We start from the raw sequence: 16,292 nt of genomic DNA, 5'->3' as shown, positions 1-16,292 counted from the left end.
GCATGCTATCCCTAGTGGCATGTCCGTTCCAAACCCCAAGATAGACCCGGGTCGCACGCCTATCCGCCAGCTTGACGAAGGCGCGATCAACCGGATCGCGGCGGGTGAGGTCGTGGAACGGCCAGCCTCTGCCGTGAAGGAGCTGGTGGAAAACGCGCTGGATGCGGGTGCGACACGGGTCGAGGTCTGCATTGCTGACGGCGGCAAAACACTGATCCGTGTCAGCGATGACGGGCACGGGATACCGGCCGACGAGCTGCCGCTGGCCCTGTCGCGGCATGCGACATCCAAGATCGACGGTTCGGACCTGCTGAACATCCATTCCTTCGGGTTCCGGGGAGAGGCCCTACCGTCGCTGGGCGCAGTCGGGCGGCTGTCGATCACCTCTCGTTCCGGATCGGAGGCGGCCACGATTTCAGTTTCTGGCGGGCAGCTCGGGCCGGTGAAACCGGCGGCGCTGAACGCGGGCACCGTGGTGGAGCTGCGCGACATTTTCTACGCCACGCCCGCGCGGCTGAAGTTCCTGCGCTCGGACCGGGCAGAAGTGCAGGCGGTTGGTGATGTCGTCCGGCGGCTGGCGATGGCGGAGCCCTATGTGGGCTTTGTTCTGCGCGACGTGACGGGCGGCGGCGAGGGTCGCGTGACCTTTCGCGCCGAAGCCGAGTCCGGTGACCTGTTCGACGCGCTGCACGGGCGGCTGGCGCGGGTTCTGGGGGCTGATTTCGCGGAAAACGCTCTTCGCATCGACGCGGAGCGAAACGGGCTGGCGCTGTCGGGATATGCGGCCCTGCCGACTTACTCGCGGGGCTCGTCTGTGGCGCAGTACCTGTTCGTGAACGGGCGCCCGGTGCGGGACAAGATGCTGCTGGGCGCACTGCGCGCGGCCTATTCTGATTTCCTGTCGCGCGACCGGCATCCCGCGGCGGTGTTATTCATCGAATGTGACCCGCATCTGGTGGATGTGAACGTGCATCCGGCCAAGGCGGAGGTGCGTTTCCGCGAGCCGGGGATGGCGCGAGGGCTGATCGTCTCGGGGCTGCGTCACGCGCTGGCCGAGGCGGGGCATAGGGCGTCGACCACGGTTGCCGGGGCGACGCTTGGGGCGATGCGGGCGGAAAGCACGGCGGTGTCAGTGCCGCGTGTATACCAAATGGAACGGCCATCGCAGAGAGCGCTCAACACCGCGCGAGGCTGGCAGGCGCCGCAGCAGGGCTTTGCCGAGACGGCCCCGGTCTTTGCGCGTGTCGACGTTGAGGAGGTTTCGCCGGAGACGGAAGAGGCGCCGACGCCGGTTTATCCGCTCGGCGCGGCGCGCGGGCAGGTGCACGAGAACTACATCGTCGCCCAGACCGCCGATGGGATGGTGATCGTGGACCAGCACGCGGCGCATGAACGGCTGGTCTATGAAAAGCTCAAGCGGCAGATGGCAGAGAATGGCGTCGCCGCGCAGGCGCTGCTGATCCCCGAGGTCGTGGAACTGTCGGAAGGCGATGCCGCACGGCTGCTGGAGTTGTCCGAAGATCTGGGGCGGCTAGGCCTTGGGATCGAACCTTTCGGGCAGGGCGCCGTTGCTGTGCGCGAAACGCCTGCCGTGCTCGGGCAGGTCGATGCCAAGGCGATGCTGCGGGACATCCTTGATGAGCTGGACGACCTGGGCGAGAGCCAGACGGTGCAGGCCCGGATCGAGGCGATCCTGTCGCGTGTGGCCTGCCATGGCTCTGTCCGTTCCGGCCGGCGCATGTCGGGCGAGGAGATGAACGCGTTGCTGCGCGAGATGGAAGCGACGCCGCATTCGGGCCAGTGCAACCATGGCCGGCCCACCTATGTGGAACTGAAGCTGTCGGATATCGAAAAGCTGTTCGGGCGCAAATGATCGAGATCGGCGGACAGACCTATTCCTTTGCCGACCCACTGGTCATCGTGGCGCTGGCCGGCGGCGTGATCGTGCTGCTGATCCTGTTCCTGCTGGTCATGGCCGTGCGCTCCGCGCGGATGTCTGCCAACCTTGCCGAGCCGCTGATCTACCAGATGGATCAGCTGGGCCGCGCCGTGCAGGGCTTGCAGGGCGGGCAGGAGCAGTTGACGGGTGGCCTGCGCAACGTGTCCGACGCCCAGGCGACAGGTCAGACACAGGTAATCCAGTCGATGGAAATGCGGCTGGCTGCCGTGCAGCAGCAGATGAACGACCGGCTGCACGACAACGCGATGAAATCGGCGCGCGCGCTATCCGAGATGCAGGAGCGGATGAACGAGGTTCTGACCGGCGGCACCGAGAAGACGACGAAATCGCTGACCGAACTGCAGGAGCGGCTGGCCGCCATCGACAAGGCGCAGGACAACATCACCAAGCTATCGGGGGACGTGCTGTCGCTGCAGGACATCCTGTCGAACAAGCAGACGCGAGGGGCGTTCGGAGAGATTCAGCTGAACGATATCGTCGGTAAGGCGCTGCCCTCGGACAGCTATTCGCTGCAGGCGACGCTGTCGAACGGACGGCGGGCGGATTGTCTGATCCATCTTCCGAACCCGCCGGGACCGATCGTGATCGACGCGAAATTCCCCCTGGAGGCCTACGAGAAACTTCGCGCGGCCACGACGCCTTACGAACAAGGCGAGGCGGCCAAAATGATGCGTACGGCAGTGCGGACGCATATCCGGGCGATCTCGGAGAAGTACATCATCGACGGCGAGACGGCGGACGGAGCGCTGATGTTCCTGCCGTCAGAGGCGGTCTATGCCGAATTGCACGCGAATTTTGCCGATCTGGTACGCGAAGGGTTCGATAGCCGGGTCTGGATTGTCTCGCCCACCACATGCATGGCGACGCTGAACACGATGCGTGCCATCCTGAAAGACGCGCGGATGCGGGAACAGGCGGGCGCGATCCGCAAGACGCTGCGCCAGTTGCACCGGGATGTGGAGCTGGTGGTGGAGCGCGTTGGTAAGCTGGACAATCATTTCCGCCAGGCGCGGGAGGATGTCGAGGGGATCGGCATCGCCGCAGAACGCGCCGGGAAACGGGCGGCGAAACTGGACAATTTCGACTTCGAGGAACTGGAGCCGGAGGGCGAGCGGTCGGTTCTGGAACTGCGGACGCCGGGGGCAGCGCAGGGGTCGTCCTGATAGACAGGAGGGCGAGAACGTGACGGTATCGGAGGAGATGCACTTCAACGAACTGCTCGGCGGACTGGCGGAGGTTTTTGCCAAGGAAGGCAGGCCCGGCGGCGAGCAGGCTTCGGCTGCCCTGCGTCGGGCGCAATCCGGGCGCTATCGACGTGCTGCATCGAATAGCGATCCGGGCACCGTGCTGGACGCCGCGGTTGCGCTTCCGGGCGCGTTGCCACTGGCAGAACAGGTGCTTGGCGTGCGTAACTTGCTGGACTGGACGAGCTGGGCGGGCGAGGGGCTGGCGCCGGAGGTGTCGGCCAATCTCTTCACAGCCGAACTTGTTGGGCCGGACGGCCATGTAGCAGAAAAAGAAGTGCGGGTGGGTTTGTTGGTGTCGCGGAGCTTCACTGACTATCCGTTGTCCAGCCATTCCGGGGAGGAGACTTACTTCGTTCTGGCTGGCACGGCTGAGTGGGTGCTGGAAGGCGCCTCCTACACGGAAAAGCCTCCGGGTAGCTTCGTGCATCATCCGGCTTGGGCGCGGCACGGTCGGCGGACACTGGAACAGCCGTTTTTAGGCGCATGGCGGTGGAGCGGTGATCTGGATTTGTCGAGTTTCTCGGTCTCGTGACGGCACGCGACAGGGCCGTGTGCGGTATTTCAGCCAACATTGAATTGTTTGCGGATGGTGCCTTCCTCGGTGCCATAGGTGCGGAACCCCATCGCCTCGTAATAGGCCAGCCCCATCTCGTTCGTCGCGCCGATGGTGGCGTCGATGTTCTCGATACCTGCGGCTTTCGCGGCGATCTTCGTCGCGGCGAACAGGGCTGTTCCGGCGCCGCGCCGGGCGGCGCGGGGACTGACATGTGTGCCGATGATACCCCAGCCGGGTGTCACGCCATAGGCATTGCCTTCGGTGGCCAACTTCAGCGACTGGAAGCCGAGGATGGTGCCGTCATCGTCGACTGCGACCGTGCATTCGATGCGGCCGGGGTCGAGGATGTAATGCGACAGGGCAAAGTCGGGGTCGGTCGGCTTACGCCTCAGCCCGGCGGAGGCGATATCCTGCAGGACCTGGCTCATGCCATGGGCGTCGGCTTCAGTGGCGGGGCGGGTCTGCATCGGGGCGGTTCCTGTTCGCTTCTGCCCGGAGCCAAAGCGCAGAAGCGACCGGAAGGCAAGCTTGCAGGCGCCCGCCGCTTTGCTAGGCTCGCGCCGATCACTTCCCGCAGGAGTTCCCGATGAGCGATCCCTTCTTCAAGCCGGTTTCCGGCTTCGACCTGCCGCGTTATGCCGGTGTGCCGACTTTCATGCGTCTGCCGCATGTACCGCCGGAACATGACCGGTTCGGTGAGGTGCAGGTGGGGCTGATCGGCGTGCCCTGGGACAGCGGAACGACCAACCGACCGGGGCCTCGCCACGGCCCGCGCCAGCTGCGCGATGCGTCGACGATGATCCGGGCGCAGAACCACGCCACCGGCGTGCGCCCGTTCGAGACGGTGAACTGCGCCGATCTTGGGGATGTCGGGCCGAACCCGGCGGATATCCTCGACAGCATGGAGCGGATCACCAAGTTCTACGACACCGTGGTCGCGGCCGGGATCAGGCCGCTGACCGCCGGCGGCGATCACCTGTCGAGCCTGCCGATCCTGCGGGCGGTGGCGAAAGACGCGCCGGTCGGGATGATCCATTTCGACAGCCACACCGATTTCTTCGACGGGTATTTCGGCGGCACGAAATACACTCATGGTACGCCGTTCCGACGCGCGCTGGAGGAAGGGCTGCTTGACCCGAAACGGGTAATCCAGATCGGAATCCGTGGCACGGCCTATGACAGCGAAGACAAGGATTTCGCCCGCTCGCACGGGGTGCGGATCATCGAGATCGAGGAATTCTTCGACCGTGGCATCCCCGACGTGATGGCAGAGGCGCGCGAAGTGGCTGGTGGCAAGCCGACCTATGTCAGCTACGATATCGACTTTGTCGATCCGGCCTTTGCGCCCGGAACCGGCACGCCGGAGGTCGGTGGCCCGAATTCATACCAGGCGCTGACGGTGGCGCGGGAACTGGCGGGCGTGGATATCGTCGGCGCCGATCTTGTCGAGGTCTCGCCGCCCTTCGATGCGTCTGGCGGAACGGCTTACCTTGGCGTGTCGATCATGTTCGAGATGCTGTGTGCGATGGTGGGCGGCACCACCTGAACGGGAAGCACGCAACTGTCATCATCGCGATGCGAGAATCGGGGTAGAATATCTTCCATTAAAACGACGTCATTTTATGGGAGACATTCATGCGAGTTTACCTAGCCGCAGCGTTGATCGTTACCGCCATTCCGGCCTTTGCTCAGGAGCCGCTGGACGGGTTCTTCATCGCCCAAAGGGTCTGTGACGCGTTCCAGTCGAAGAACCGGATGACCAATCCGGGCGATATCCAGACCGAGGAAATGCGTGCGTACGAGATAATCGGCATCAACAAGGCCGGGGGCGACTTCTACCAGGTGCGCATCCCCGGCGCGCCGGTGACCGAGGATCGCTGGGTGCATATCTCGTGCGGCGTGCACGTGGTCGATAGCGGAACGGGCAGCGGCGCGGTGCCGGCCGACGGTGGCGACATCTCGTTGGAGACCGGGCCGGAATCTACCGACAATCTGCTGACGCTCAGCTGGCAGCCGGCCTTTTGCGAAACGCGGCCAGCGAAGGAAGAATGCCTGGCGCTGAATGGGGGGCAGCTGCCGATCACCGAGACGCAACTGTCGCTGCATGGGCTATGGCCGCAGCCGAACGGCAAGTTTTTCTGCGGCGTGCCGCAGTCAATCGAGAACCTCGACCGGCCCAGCATGTGGGATCAGTTGCCGGAACCCGAGATCGACGCCGATACGCGCGAGGCGCTGAACGTCGTGATGCCGGGCACGGCAAGTTTTCTTGAGCGGCATGAATGGATCAAGCACGGCACTTGTTACAAGGCCGAGGGCGGCGCGGATGAATACTTCGACGACACGCTGCGGCTGGTCGACCGGATAAACGACTCCCCCATCGCAGCATTTCTTGCCAGCCATGTGGGCGGCGAAGTGGACGCGCTTGAGATACGCGCGCTGTTCGATCAGGAGTTCGGTGATGGCGCCGGCGACCGGGTGCAGGTGCATTGCACAGGCGACGGTGGACGTACTCTGCTGGTGGAACTTTGGATCTCGCTGATCGGAGAAATCACCGAGACGCCTGATCTCGGGGCGCTGATGCTGGCAGCGGATCCGGTCTCCGCCGGCTGCGACCGGGGCGTGATCGATCCTGCGGGAGAGCAGTGACACAAGGTCACCGTCCTGTTGTATTGCCGGTCCGATCCCGCATATACCGCTGGGAAGCATAAAGGAGAGGATCGGACCATGCCCCAGATTTCGCCGCGCCGCGTGGCGCATGTCATCGTACGGGCCCGTGAGATCGATGCAAAGGTCGGCCGCTGGGACAGCCCCGGTGACTCGGCCGATGCCGAGACCATCCTGGAAGCGCGCCGCGGTGACGCGACCGAGGCGGAACTGCGTGAGTTCATCGCCAAGCTGCCCGAGGATGAGCAGGCCGAACTGGTGGCGATCATGTGGATCGGGCGCGAGACCTTCGATGCGGAAGAGTGGGACGAGGCGGTTGAAACGGCCGTGAATGAACGCACGTCGCCGACCGAGGATTACCTTCTGGGCATCCCGCACCTCGCCGACTATCTCGAGTCGGGGCTTGAGAAACTTGACGTCGACGTGAGCGGGATCGAGGAAGATTTCCTCTGATCTCAGCCGGGTTTGTTGACGTTACGGCGCCCGGCATCTAAGGGCGCTCTCCAAGTCATTTGTTCGGAGATTTTCCGATGCCTGACCAGAATCGGCCCTACGCAACCGCCGAGGCGGTGGCGAGGGGTCATGCGATCTACACCAACCTGAACCTGCGGGTCGTCTACGACCCGATGGTCCTGTACTTTTCCAACCGGTTCCTGTGGAAATGTCCGACACCGGAACTGGTGGAGCTTTACCGTCAGCTTGCCAGCCTCAATCACCTCGATGCCGGGGTTGGCACCGGGTATTACACCGCGCGGCTGCCTCGGCAGGGCCAGCGGCTGGGGCTGATCGACATCGACGAGCGCTGTCTGGCGCGCGCGACGGAACGGGCGACGGCGGAGACGGTCGAGACCTATTGCGAGAATCTTCTGGAACCCTTCGAATTTGCGCACGAGCGATACGATTCACTCGGCGCGACGTACCTGATGCACTGCATGCCGGGAACGATGGATCAGAAATCCGTTGCCTTCGATCATCTCAAGGCGGCGCTATACCCCGGCGCAGCTGTGTTCGGGGCAAGCATCGTGCAGGGCGACGTGCCGGTAAATGCCGGCGCCCGGAAACTGATGGCGGTGTACAATCGCAAAGGCATCTTCTCGAACGAGCAGGACACCGCCGCCGCGCTGGAGCGGAACCTGAAGGCGCGGTTCGAAGACGTCGAGGTCTGGTTTAGGGGCTGCGTCGCGGTCTTCACCGCACGCAACCCGTGACGCCTAGCGCAGGTGGTTCACCACCTGCAGGTGCTGCGCCAGACAGTCGGTGGCCTCCATCCACCACGCTACCAGTTTCGGGTCGCTTGGCGCGGCGCTGACGCCAACCGGGATCTCGCGGTTCAGCACGGCTTCGACCGCCAGCGCCACGGACCCGGAAACCAGCCGCGCCATGGCGGAACCGCGGGCATCGCCCCAAGCCTCCAGCGCATAGGTCTTGTGGTAGACCGGAACACCGTGATCCTCCGCCAGCAACGCGACGCACAGGACCACGCGATCGGGCTCGTCCTTTTCGTAGGCGTATTTCGCCCAAAGCTCGTCGGACAGGGCGCGCAGGCGCTCGTCGCCCTCCGGTCCCTCGGCTGCGTCGATCACGTCGAACACCTCCGACCAGGCGTCCGCCCACCCGTTCAGCCGCAGGGTGCCGCGGACGAACTGCTTTACCGGCCAGCCGGGCTCAAACCCGTATTGCGCCATGAAGGGCAGGCTGTCGCGGTTCGGATAGACCTCGAAGGTCTCCGGCTGCGGCAGAGGTGCGGAGTAGGTGGTGAGCGCATGCCATGGGCAGCGTACCTCCAGCTCTGAGAAGTCCCGAATGGATTTCGACGGCGATTTCAGAGCTTTCAGCACACCCAGCGGCGACCAGCTGAACTTGTAGCGAAAGGCATTGGACTGCATCGGCACGCCGCCGCAGAACGATAGGAAGCTAAGCGTGTTCTTCGGATTGTAGGCCGGCGATCTGCGGTAATCGGCCATCAGCCAATGCGCCATGACGTGGTCTATGCCGGGATCCAGCCCGACCTCATTCACCAGCGCCACCCCGGCGGTTAACGCGCTGTCTTGCAGGTCGCGCATCTCGGGCGTGATGTAGGACGACGAGACAAAATGCGTACCTTTTGCGACGGCGAGGTTGGCAAGCGGCATGTGCATGTCGGCTGGAAGCATAGAGACGACCACATCGCCTGCCGTGAGGGTCGCTTCCAGTTCGTCCATGTCGAAGGCTGCGGTACGGTCAGTCAGGTCGCCAACGGCTGCCTGGACCTCTCCCAGCGTGCGGCTGTAGACGGCGATGTCGTGACCCTCGCCGATCAGCCGCCGCAGGCCGGGGAGAGATGACAGGCCGGTGCCGCACCAGTGGATGGTCATTAAACCTGTCCCTTTCGCTTACCATTCATTCGCCGTGAAGCGTGTCATCGGTGGGGAATTTTGCAAGCCGGACAAGATCACTAGCGGGGCAACATTGCCTGCGGCATGAACTGGGCTTCAAAATGTGGTGCGTGCGTAGGCGCGGTCCGGGGCGTCGAGATGCGGTGTCGCGTTGAAGCCGGACAGGATTGTGCCATGCGGAGCCACGGTGACGCGGTGCAGGGAGGAATTGCGGATCGGCATCAACAGGTGCGCGAGCCGCCTGGGGTCGACGCCCAGAAGACTGCGCAGAGCCATGCCGATGACGCCGCCGGAGGTGATGCAGATGACGCGGACGCCAGGTTCGGACGCCTCGCGCAGGATCTCGGTGACGCGGCCCTCGAACTCAGTGAAATCCTCGTTGCCGCGGATTTCGGCCCGGTGCCAGGCTTCCATGACCTGTACCGAGTGCTCGGCGAAATTCTCCGGGCCCGGCATCGGCACGCCATGCTGATCCTCCAGCGCATGGCCGAGATTGAAGTAATCCATCTCGTTCAGACGCGGGTCGATCTGCGACGCGGCACCCATGTCGCCCATGGCTTCGGCGGTCTGGCGGTGGCGAAGCAGCGAGCCGGTAACAACCCTGTCGAACGGCGCCTCGTTGGCGCGCAGCCATTCACCCAGCCACATCGCCTGTTGCCGGCCAAGATCGGAGAGGCGGTCGTAGGATTCTTCATCCTGCGCACCGGAATTCGCCTGTCCGTGGCGGACCAGGATGACTTCGCCCATCTTACCCTGCCTATATCCGATAGTGCCGGGAGGGTTGATGGGCGATGCCGGCTTGGGCTGCAAGGCGAAACGAACCTTCCCCAACGCGCCTGTTGAAATATTCTGCGGATGCGTCATGCTCCTGTCATCCGGACATCGCGGGAAACGCGGGCCGGGCGCCGTAAAGGCGCGAGGGAGGATTGCGATTGACTGGGTTAGGCGCCGAAGGCGGGCTGATATCCATTCCGGCATTGCTGACACGCAATGCGCGGAAATGGGGGGCGAGGCCGGCCTACCGGGAAAAGGAATTCGGGATCTGGCAGTGCTGGACCTGGATCGAGACATCCGAGGAAATCAGGTCGATGGCGCTGGGATTCCTGGCGCTGGGCGTAGCCAAGGGGGACTACGTCGCGATCATCGGGCGGAACAGGCCCGCGCTGTACTGGTCGATGGTGGCCGCGCAGAAGGTCGGCGCCATTCCGGTGCCGCTGTACCAGGATGCGGTGGCCGAGGAGATGGCCTATGTCCTCGAGCATTGCGGCGCGCGCTTTGCCGTCTGCGGCGATCAGGAGCAGGTCGACAAGGTGATCGAGGTGCAGGAGAAGGTGCACTCGATCGAGCATATTCTCTATCTCGACCCGCGGGGCTTGCGGAAGTACGACCATACACGACTGCATTCGCTGAACGATGTGTCCGCCGAGGGCCGCGCGGCGCATGAGCGGTTCGAGGCGGAACTGCAGGCGCGCGAGGCGGCGATCGGCTACGACGACACCTGTGTGATGCTCTATACGTCGGGCACGACCGGGCGGCCGAAGGGCGTGGTGCTGTCGAACCGGAACATCATCGAAAGCTCGAAGGCATCGTCGGAATTCGACCACCTGCGCGAGACCGACGAGGTGCTGGCCTACCTGCCGATGGCCTGGGTCGGCGATTTCATCTTCTCAATCGGCCAGGCCTACTGGAACGGGTTCTGCGTGAACTGTCCGGAAAGCCCGGAGACGATGTACGAGAACCTGCACGAGATTGCACCGACCTATTTCTTTGCCCCGCCGCGTTATTTCGAGGAACGCCTGACGCTCCTGATGATCCGGATGGAGGATGCGGGGCGGTTCAAGTACTGGCTGTTCCACCGTTGCCTTGCATTGGCCAAACGGGTGGGCTGGGACATCCTCGACGGGCGTCCGGTAAGCGCCTGGGATCGCTTGAAATATGCACTGGCGAAGGTGGTGATCATCGGGCCGCTGCGCAGCCGGGCCGGGATGAGCCGGGTGCGCGTGGGCTATACGGCGGGCGAGGCGATCGGGCCGGAGATCTTCGAATTCTATCGCTCGCTGGGGATCAACCTAAAACAGCTTTACGGACAGACAGAAGCCTCGGTCTTCATCACCCAGCAGCCGGATCACGAGGTACGGGCGGACACGGTGGGCGTGCCCTCGCCGGGTGTGGAGATCAAGATCGCCGACAGCGGAGAAGTGTTCTACCGCTCTGCCGGAACTTTCGTGGAATACTACAAGAATCCCGACAGCACGGCCTCTACCAAGGATCCAGAAGGCTGGGTCGCGACGGGGGATGCCGGGTTCATGGAGGAGGGAACCGGGCATCTGCGGATCATCGACCGCGCGAAGGACGTCGGCAAGATGGCCGACGGGCGCCTGTTTGCGCCGAAATACGTTGAGAACAAGCTGAAGTTCTATCCGAACATCCTGGAAGCAGTGGTGTTCGGCGCCGGGCGCGACCGCTGCTGCGCCTTCGTCAATATCGACCTCGCGGCGGTGGGATCGTGGGCGGAGCGCAATAACATTGCTTATGGCTCCTACCAGGAACTGGCTCAGCATCCGAAGGTCTATGAGATGGTGCAACATCACGTCGAAGAGGTGAACCGTTCGGTTGCCGAGGACGAGATGCTGTCGGGCTGCCAGATCCACAGGTTCCTGATCCTGCACAAGGAACTGGACGCGGATGACGGCGAACTGACCAGGACGCGCAAGGTGCGCCGGGCGATTATCGGAGAGAAATTCGCCGATCTCGTGACGGCACTCTACGATGGGTCGGAGGAGGTCTATACCGAGACCGAGGTGACTTACGAGGACGGCCGCAAGGGGAAAATCAGGGCGACGCTGAAGATCCGGGACGTGGCGGTTGTCGGAGAGGGAGAACCGAGGATGGCGGCGGAATGACGGGTCTACGCTCGGCTTCGCCATCGCCCCGCCCGCCATCCCGCCGGGAGGTTTGAGCGTGAAGGATACCGTGGAGAATTACACCACCCCGGACGGCCGCACCATCGGCGGCGTGCTGATGGAAATGCGGAATATCACCCTGAGGTTCGGCGGAGTTGTCGCGATCAAGGACATCTCCTTCGACATCCGCGAGGGGGAGATCCGGGCGATCATCGGGCCGAACGGCGCGGGCAAGTCCTCTATGCTGAACGTGATCTCGGGCTTCTACAAGCCGCAGGAAGGGGAGGTCTGGTTCCGGGGCGCGAAACGCGGGCCGATGAAGCCCTACGAGGTGGCGCGTCAGGGGATCGCACGGACCTTCCAGAACATCGCCCTGTTCGAGGGGATGACGGTTCTCGACAACGTCATGACCGGACGGATCACCCATATGAGTACCGGGCTCTGGAGCCAGGCGGTGTGGTGGGGCCGGGCAGAGGCCGAAGAGGTGGAACACCGGGCGCAGGTCGAGCGGATCATTGATTTTCTCGAGATCCAGGCGATCCGGAAAACGCCCGTGGGGCGGCTGCCCTACGGGCTGAAGAAGCGGGTGGAACTGGCGCGGGCGCTGGCGGCGGAGCCGAAGCTGCTGCTGCTCGACGAGCCGATGGCTGGGATGAACGTCGAGGAGAAGGAGGACATGTCCCGCTTCATCCTTGATGTGAATGATGAATTCGGCACCACAATCGCGCTGATCGAGCACGATATGGGTGTGGTGATGGACCTGTCCGACCGGGTCGTGGTCATGGATTACGGCAAAAAGATCGGCGACGGGACACCCGACGAAGTGCGCGCGAACCAGGACGTGATCGACGCCTATCTGGGGGTGGCACATGACTGAAACGCTATGTGCCCCGGACGCACTCCTACCTTATTCAGGATGTGCACGAGGAGTAGCTATGCGGGCCGCTCGCCCCGGTGTTCGCCCCGCCCGTAGCCATGTTGGATTTGGAGGCGTGCAGGTCCACGCTCCGAAGGCGCTGGTTCTGGCGGGACTGGTCACGGCCGGGTCGGGGCAGAGTGCGGCGGCGGATCTTGTGGCGGAGGCGTTGGACCTGTGCATGGCCGCGGCGCGGACGCATGCCTTCCTAGAAGGGCGAATTGCCGAGAGTGGTGTGCGGATGACGGTCAAATCGGCCGGTGGCATCTGTATTGCGGTCGCAGAGGACAAGCTGACCTGGGGCGACGGACGCGCGGCCGCCGTTGCTGCGATGGACGCGTTGGGCGGAACTGAAGTGCCGGTTGCGGACGGGTCTGTCACCCGGCTTGTCTGCGGCGGGCCGGAGCCGGTGATGGTGTCGGCCAGTCCGGAAGTGGTGCGCGGCGAGATCGCGGAGCCGGCCGAGGCGCTGCCTCTGCAGATAGCCGCGCGGCCCGCCGCGGATCACGCCGACAAGTGCCCGCCAGCAAAGGGAGGCCAGGAATGAACGAGCAATTCCTCTTTGCCATGGAAGTGACGCTGAACGGGCTGATGGCCGGGGTGCTCTATGCGCTCGTGGCTCTCGGCTTCGTGCTGATCTACAAGGCCAGCGGCATCTTCAATTACGCGCAGGGTGTCATGGCGCTGTTCGCGGCGCTGACGTTGGTAGGGATGATGGAAGGGCAGGTGCCCTTCGCGCACCTGATCAATGCCATGTTCGGCACGGACATTCACCATTTTGGCTGGACCGTGCCGGCGCTGGCGGCAATTGTTCTGACCATGGGAGTGATGATATTCCTCGCCTGGGCGGTGAACCATTTCATCTTCCGCCATCTGGTGAACCAGGAGCCGATCATCCTGTTCATGGCCACCATCGGGCTGGCCTATTTCCTCGAAGGCTTCGGCGACCTGATGTGGGGCGCGGATATCCGGAAACTTGATGTCGGCCTGCCGCAGGGGATCAACCTGTGGATCGACGAGATCACCTTCAATGCGTTCGGCTACGGCTTCTTCATCGACAATCTCGATATCGTCGCGACGGTGGTGGCGGCGCTGCTTGTGGTGGGGCTGGTGGTGTTCTCGCAATATACCAAGCAGGGCCGGGCGCTGCGCGCGGTGGCGGACGATCATCAGGCGGCGCTGTCGGTCGGGATCTCGCTGAACTTCATCTGGGTGCTGGTCTGGTCCATTGCCGGCTTCGTGGCGCTGGTCGCCGGGATCATGTGGGGTGCGAAATCGGGGGTGCAGTTCTCGCTGTCGCTGATCGCGCTCAAGGCGCTGCCGGTGCTGATGCTGGGCGGCTTCACCTCGATCCCCGGCGCCATCGTTGGCGGGCTGATCATCGGGGTGGGCGAAAAGCTGTTCGAGTTCCTTGTGGGGCCGCTCGTCGGTGGCGCGACGGAGAACTGGTTCGCCTATGTGCTGGCGTTGCTGTTCCTGGTGTTCCGGCCGCAAGGGCTGTTCGGGGAGCGTATCATCGAAAGGGTGTAGGTAACGAATGGCCCTGCGGGCCATGCCTCCGGCGGGGTATTTTCAGCCAGAAGAAGCCGGGGGCGGAGAGTGGAGGAGACGGGAGGAAAGATGTCTCGGAAGACGGCATTGAAATGGATCGCCAACGGAAACGTGTTGGGCTGGTCGGCGTTCTGGGTGTTCGGGTTCCTGGCGTTGACGGCGCCGGCGGAGGCCACAGTGCAGATGGTGGGCGCGGCGGTACTGGCCTTCATGGGGCTTTTGCTGGGTGTCTGGTGCTGGCTTCGGCTGATGCGGGGCGAGGTCTGAATGACGCAGGGCGGCCGTTTTCGCGGGATCATCATCGATTGCGAGACCGGCGGTATCGACGCGGCGGCGGCCTATTGGTCGGCTGTGCTGGGGACGCGCGCCAGCGGTCGCGGGAGTTATCGCAAGCTCGGGCGGCTCGGGATGAATGTCGAGGTGCAGAAAGTCGACCATCCGAGCCGGGTGCATATCGACCTTGCCGCCGAAGACGTCGAAGCGGAGGCGGCGCGGCTGGTCGGCCTTGGGGCCACTATTGTGGCGCGGATCAGCACATGGATCGTGCTGGAGGCGCCGACCGGGCACCGGTTCTGCGTGGTGCGGGAGCGGGACGAGGCGGTGAATGCGACGCCGAAGGAATGGCCGGGAGCGAGCGGCACGCACCGGTCGCGGATCGGCGCATTGTGTATCGACTGCAGGGTGGACGACCTGACCGAAGGCGCCGCCTTCTGGACGGCGGCGCTGGGACTGAAAGATGCACCGGAATTCGACGGGGACGGGAAATACGCCTCTCTGGGCGGGCACAGGGGCTATCCGAAGTTCCTGCTGCAGAAGGTGGATCACGACCCGCGCGTTCATATCGACCTGGAGACCGACAACAAGGACGCTGAGTTTGCGCGGCTCGTGGCGCTGGGCACGGAGGAAGTGGAACGGATCAAGGGCTGGATCGTGATGCAGGCGCCCACGGGCCACCGGTTCTGCATCGTCGGGCCGCAGGGAGACGACTGGCCCGAGAGGGCGGGGGAGGAAGCCGATGTTTTATCGTGAGGCCGGCGAATACCGGACATCCTATGTCGAGGACGGGCAGACGTTTCCCATCGCCTTCGACCGGTGGCGCTATTACCTGGTTCTGGCGGTGGCGTTTCTAGTCATTCCCTTCGTCATCAACGACTACTGGGCGAACGCGATCTTTCTGCCGTTCCTGATCTATGCCATCGCCGCGATAGGGCTGAACATCCTTGTGGGCTATTGCGGGCAGGTGTCGCTAGGGACGGGCGGTTTTATGGCGGTGGGAGCCTATGGCTGCTACAAGCTGATGACCGCCTTCCCGGAAGTGAACATCTTTTTCCACGTAATCATCGCGGGTTTCATCACCGCGGCGGTGGGGCTGCTGTTCGGTCTGCCATCCTTGCGGATCAAAGGGTTCTACCTGGCGGTGGCGACGCTGGCGGCGCAGTTCTTCCTCGTCTGGCTCTTCAACCGGGTGCCGTGGTTCTACAACTACTCGGCCTCCGGTCAGATCTCGGCGCCGGAGCGGACGGTATTCGGCCATCCGGTGACGGGGCCTGAGACGGAACCCTGGGCGGCCTATCTCTTCTGCCTGGTCTTCGTGGTGGTGCTGGCCTGGGTCGCGCGAAACCTGACGCGGGGGAGTGTCGGGCGGAAGTGGATGGCGATCCGCGACATGGACATCGCGGCGGAAATCATCGGGGTGAACCCGCTGGCGGCGAAGCTGTCTGCCTTCGCGGTGTCGTCTTTCTTCATCGGCGTGGCCGGTGCGCTGTTCTTTGCGGTCTACCTGGGCGCGGTCGAGGTGGGCGAGGCGTTCGGGATCAACAAGTCATTCCTGGTGCTGTTCATGATCATCATCGGCGGGCTCGGCTCGATCTTCGGCGCATTCGCGGGGGCGGCATTCCTGGTGCTGATGCCGGTGCTTCTGAAAAACGTGCTGGTGGGCGGGCTGGGCTGGCCCACGGACCTGGCGGCGCACTTGGAATTCATGATCGTGGGGGCGCTGATCATTATCTTCCTGATCGCGGAGCCGCACGGGCTGGCACAGCTGTGGAGGATCGCGAAAGAGAAACTGCGACTCTGGCCGTTCCCCTACTAGGAGGGCCGGAGACGGAAGGAGAGAGAGC

Annotated in this window: 17 protein-coding genes; 14 read left to right on the top strand and 3 right to left on the bottom strand. The window is 63.7% G+C overall.

Going from position 1 to position 16,292, the window contains the following annotated elements; all coding sequences use genetic code 11:
* The first annotated feature begins 19 nt into the window (after positions 1 to 19).
* Genes mutL through HCO70_RS22040 form a run of 3 tightly spaced genes read left to right on the top strand, consistent with a single transcriptional unit; the run spans position 20 to position 3,739 of the window.
* On the top strand, positions 20 to 1,873 hold the full coding sequence (gene mutL / locus HCO70_RS22050; RefSeq protein ID WP_172300063.1) for a DNA mismatch repair endonuclease MutL: 1,854 nt from the start codon (positions 20 to 22) through the stop codon (positions 1,871 to 1,873).
* Positions 1,870 to 3,123 (top strand): DNA recombination protein RmuC, encoded by a 1,254-nt coding sequence (locus HCO70_RS22045; RefSeq protein WP_172300062.1) that lies wholly within the window; start codon positions 1,870 to 1,872, stop codon positions 3,121 to 3,123. The genes mutL and HCO70_RS22045 overlap by 4 nt, the downstream gene beginning before the upstream one ends.
* 19 nt (positions 3,124 to 3,142) lie before the next feature.
* Positions 3,143 to 3,739 (top strand): dimethylsulfonioproprionate lyase family protein, encoded by a 597-nt coding sequence (locus HCO70_RS22040; RefSeq protein WP_172300061.1) that lies wholly within the window; start codon positions 3,143 to 3,145, stop codon positions 3,737 to 3,739.
* Positions 3,740 to 3,768: 29 nt separating this feature from the next.
* On the opposite strand, the gene HCO70_RS22035 is transcribed toward HCO70_RS22040, so the two are convergent.
* A complete protein-coding gene (locus HCO70_RS22035) occupies positions 3,769 to 4,230 on the bottom strand; it encodes a GNAT family N-acetyltransferase (protein ID WP_172300060.1) in 462 nt (153 codons plus the stop codon).
* 119 nt (positions 4,231 to 4,349) lie between these two features.
* Between HCO70_RS22035 and speB the strand changes: the two genes are divergently transcribed.
* The 4 genes from speB to HCO70_RS22015 all read left to right on the top strand — a co-directional run bounded on the left by speB (position 4,350) and on the right by HCO70_RS22015 (position 7,635).
* The gene (speB, locus tag HCO70_RS22030) at positions 4,350 to 5,309 is read left to right on the top strand and encodes an agmatinase (protein WP_172300059.1); all 960 of its coding nucleotides are present in this window, start codon (positions 4,350 to 4,352) and stop codon (positions 5,307 to 5,309) included.
* Between the two features lie 89 nt (positions 5,310 to 5,398).
* A complete protein-coding gene (locus HCO70_RS22025; protein WP_172300058.1) occupies positions 5,399 to 6,409 on the top strand; it encodes a ribonuclease T in 1,011 nt (336 codons plus the stop codon).
* A 78-nt stretch (positions 6,410 to 6,487) separates the two neighbouring features.
* Positions 6,488 to 6,880, top strand: coding sequence for a DUF3775 domain-containing protein (locus tag HCO70_RS22020; RefSeq protein ID WP_172300057.1), 393 nt, complete (start codon positions 6,488 to 6,490; stop codon positions 6,878 to 6,880).
* A gap of 77 nt (positions 6,881 to 6,957) precedes the next feature.
* Positions 6,958 to 7,635, top strand: a complete 678-nt coding sequence (locus HCO70_RS22015; protein WP_172300056.1) for a bifunctional 2-polyprenyl-6-hydroxyphenol methylase/3-demethylubiquinol 3-O-methyltransferase UbiG — start codon at positions 6,958 to 6,960, stop codon at positions 7,633 to 7,635.
* 3 nt (positions 7,636 to 7,638) lie between these two features.
* On the opposite strand, the gene HCO70_RS22010 is transcribed toward HCO70_RS22015, so the two are convergent.
* Together HCO70_RS22010 and HCO70_RS22005 are read right to left on the bottom strand one after the other, a co-directional pair.
* Positions 7,639 to 8,781: a saccharopine dehydrogenase family protein gene (locus HCO70_RS22010; RefSeq protein WP_172300055.1), complete on the bottom strand. Its 1,143-nt coding sequence runs from the start codon at positions 8,779 to 8,781 to the stop codon at positions 7,639 to 7,641.
* Positions 8,782 to 8,898: 117 nt separating this feature from the next.
* On the bottom strand, positions 8,899 to 9,549 hold the full coding sequence (locus HCO70_RS22005) for a histidine phosphatase family protein (protein WP_172300054.1): 651 nt from the start codon (positions 9,547 to 9,549) through the stop codon (positions 8,899 to 8,901).
* Positions 9,550 to 9,728: 179 nt separating this feature from the next.
* On the opposite strand from HCO70_RS22005, the gene HCO70_RS22000 reads away from it, so the two are divergent.
* From HCO70_RS22000 to HCO70_RS21965, 7 genes are all read left to right on the top strand, one after another.
* Positions 9,729 to 11,705: an AMP-binding protein gene (locus tag HCO70_RS22000; protein ID WP_371742301.1), complete on the top strand. Its 1,977-nt coding sequence runs from the start codon at positions 9,729 to 9,731 to the stop codon at positions 11,703 to 11,705.
* A gap of 118 nt (positions 11,706 to 11,823) precedes the next feature.
* Entirely contained in the window at positions 11,824 to 12,582 is a 759-nt protein-coding gene (locus tag HCO70_RS21995) for an ABC transporter ATP-binding protein (protein ID WP_216665586.1), read from the top strand.
* Positions 12,583 to 12,640: 58 nt separating this feature from the next.
* Positions 12,641 to 13,168: a hypothetical protein gene (locus HCO70_RS21990; protein ID WP_172300051.1), complete on the top strand. Its 528-nt coding sequence runs from the start codon at positions 12,641 to 12,643 to the stop codon at positions 13,166 to 13,168.
* Positions 13,165 to 14,151: a branched-chain amino acid ABC transporter permease gene (locus HCO70_RS21985; RefSeq protein ID WP_172300050.1), complete on the top strand. Its 987-nt coding sequence runs from the start codon at positions 13,165 to 13,167 to the stop codon at positions 14,149 to 14,151. Before HCO70_RS21990 ends, HCO70_RS21985 begins: the two co-directional genes overlap by 4 nt.
* 90 nt (positions 14,152 to 14,241) lie before the next feature.
* A complete protein-coding gene (locus tag HCO70_RS21980; protein WP_172300049.1) occupies positions 14,242 to 14,439 on the top strand; it encodes a hypothetical protein in 198 nt (65 codons plus the stop codon).
* Positions 14,440 to 15,201 (top strand): VOC family protein, encoded by a 762-nt coding sequence (locus HCO70_RS24685; protein ID WP_216665576.1) that lies wholly within the window; start codon positions 14,440 to 14,442, stop codon positions 15,199 to 15,201.
* Entirely contained in the window at positions 15,188 to 16,264 is a 1,077-nt protein-coding gene (locus tag HCO70_RS21965) for a branched-chain amino acid ABC transporter permease (RefSeq protein ID WP_172300048.1), read from the top strand. The genes HCO70_RS24685 and HCO70_RS21965 overlap by 14 nt, the downstream gene beginning before the upstream one ends.
* Positions 16,265 to 16,292: the final 28 nt, after the last annotated feature.

The organism is Pseudoruegeria sp. HB172150 (genome assembly GCF_013184805.1).
GTDB lineage: Bacteria > Pseudomonadota > Alphaproteobacteria > Rhodobacterales > Rhodobacteraceae > Psychromarinibacter.
The sequence above is the reverse complement of the archived record's forward strand: the minus strand, read 5'-3'. Positions and strand labels throughout refer to the sequence as shown.

Coding starts and splice junctions, on each gene's coding strand:
- mutL (WP_172300063.1), top strand. CDS start 20: ATGTCCGTTCCAAACCCCAAGATAGACCCGGGTCGCACGCCTATCCGC.
- HCO70_RS22045 (WP_172300062.1), top strand. CDS start 1,870: ATGATCGAGATCGGCGGACAGACCTATTCCTTTGCCGACCCACTGGTC.
- HCO70_RS22035 (WP_172300060.1), bottom strand. CDS start 4,230: ATGCAGACCCGCCCCGCCACTGAAGCCGACGCCCATGGCATGAGCCAG.
- speB (WP_172300059.1), top strand. CDS start 4,350: ATGAGCGATCCCTTCTTCAAGCCGGTTTCCGGCTTCGACCTGCCGCGT.
- HCO70_RS22025 (WP_172300058.1), top strand. CDS start 5,399: ATGCGAGTTTACCTAGCCGCAGCGTTGATCGTTACCGCCATTCCGGCC.
- HCO70_RS22020 (WP_172300057.1), top strand. CDS start 6,488: ATGCCCCAGATTTCGCCGCGCCGCGTGGCGCATGTCATCGTACGGGCC.
- HCO70_RS22015 (WP_172300056.1), top strand. CDS start 6,958: ATGCCTGACCAGAATCGGCCCTACGCAACCGCCGAGGCGGTGGCGAGG.
- HCO70_RS22010 (WP_172300055.1), bottom strand. CDS start 8,781: ATGACCATCCACTGGTGCGGCACCGGCCTGTCATCTCTCCCCGGCCTG.
- HCO70_RS22005 (WP_172300054.1), bottom strand. CDS start 9,549: ATGGGCGAAGTCATCCTGGTCCGCCACGGACAGGCGAATTCCGGTGCG.
- HCO70_RS21995 (WP_216665586.1), top strand. CDS start 11,824: ATGGAAATGCGGAATATCACCCTGAGGTTCGGCGGAGTTGTCGCGATC.
- HCO70_RS21990 (WP_172300051.1), top strand. CDS start 12,641: ATGCGGGCCGCTCGCCCCGGTGTTCGCCCCGCCCGTAGCCATGTTGGA.
- HCO70_RS21985 (WP_172300050.1), top strand. CDS start 13,165: ATGAACGAGCAATTCCTCTTTGCCATGGAAGTGACGCTGAACGGGCTG.
- HCO70_RS21980 (WP_172300049.1), top strand. CDS start 14,242: ATGTCTCGGAAGACGGCATTGAAATGGATCGCCAACGGAAACGTGTTG.
- HCO70_RS24685 (WP_216665576.1), top strand. CDS start 14,440: ATGACGCAGGGCGGCCGTTTTCGCGGGATCATCATCGATTGCGAGACC.
- HCO70_RS21965 (WP_172300048.1), top strand. CDS start 15,188: ATGTTTTATCGTGAGGCCGGCGAATACCGGACATCCTATGTCGAGGAC.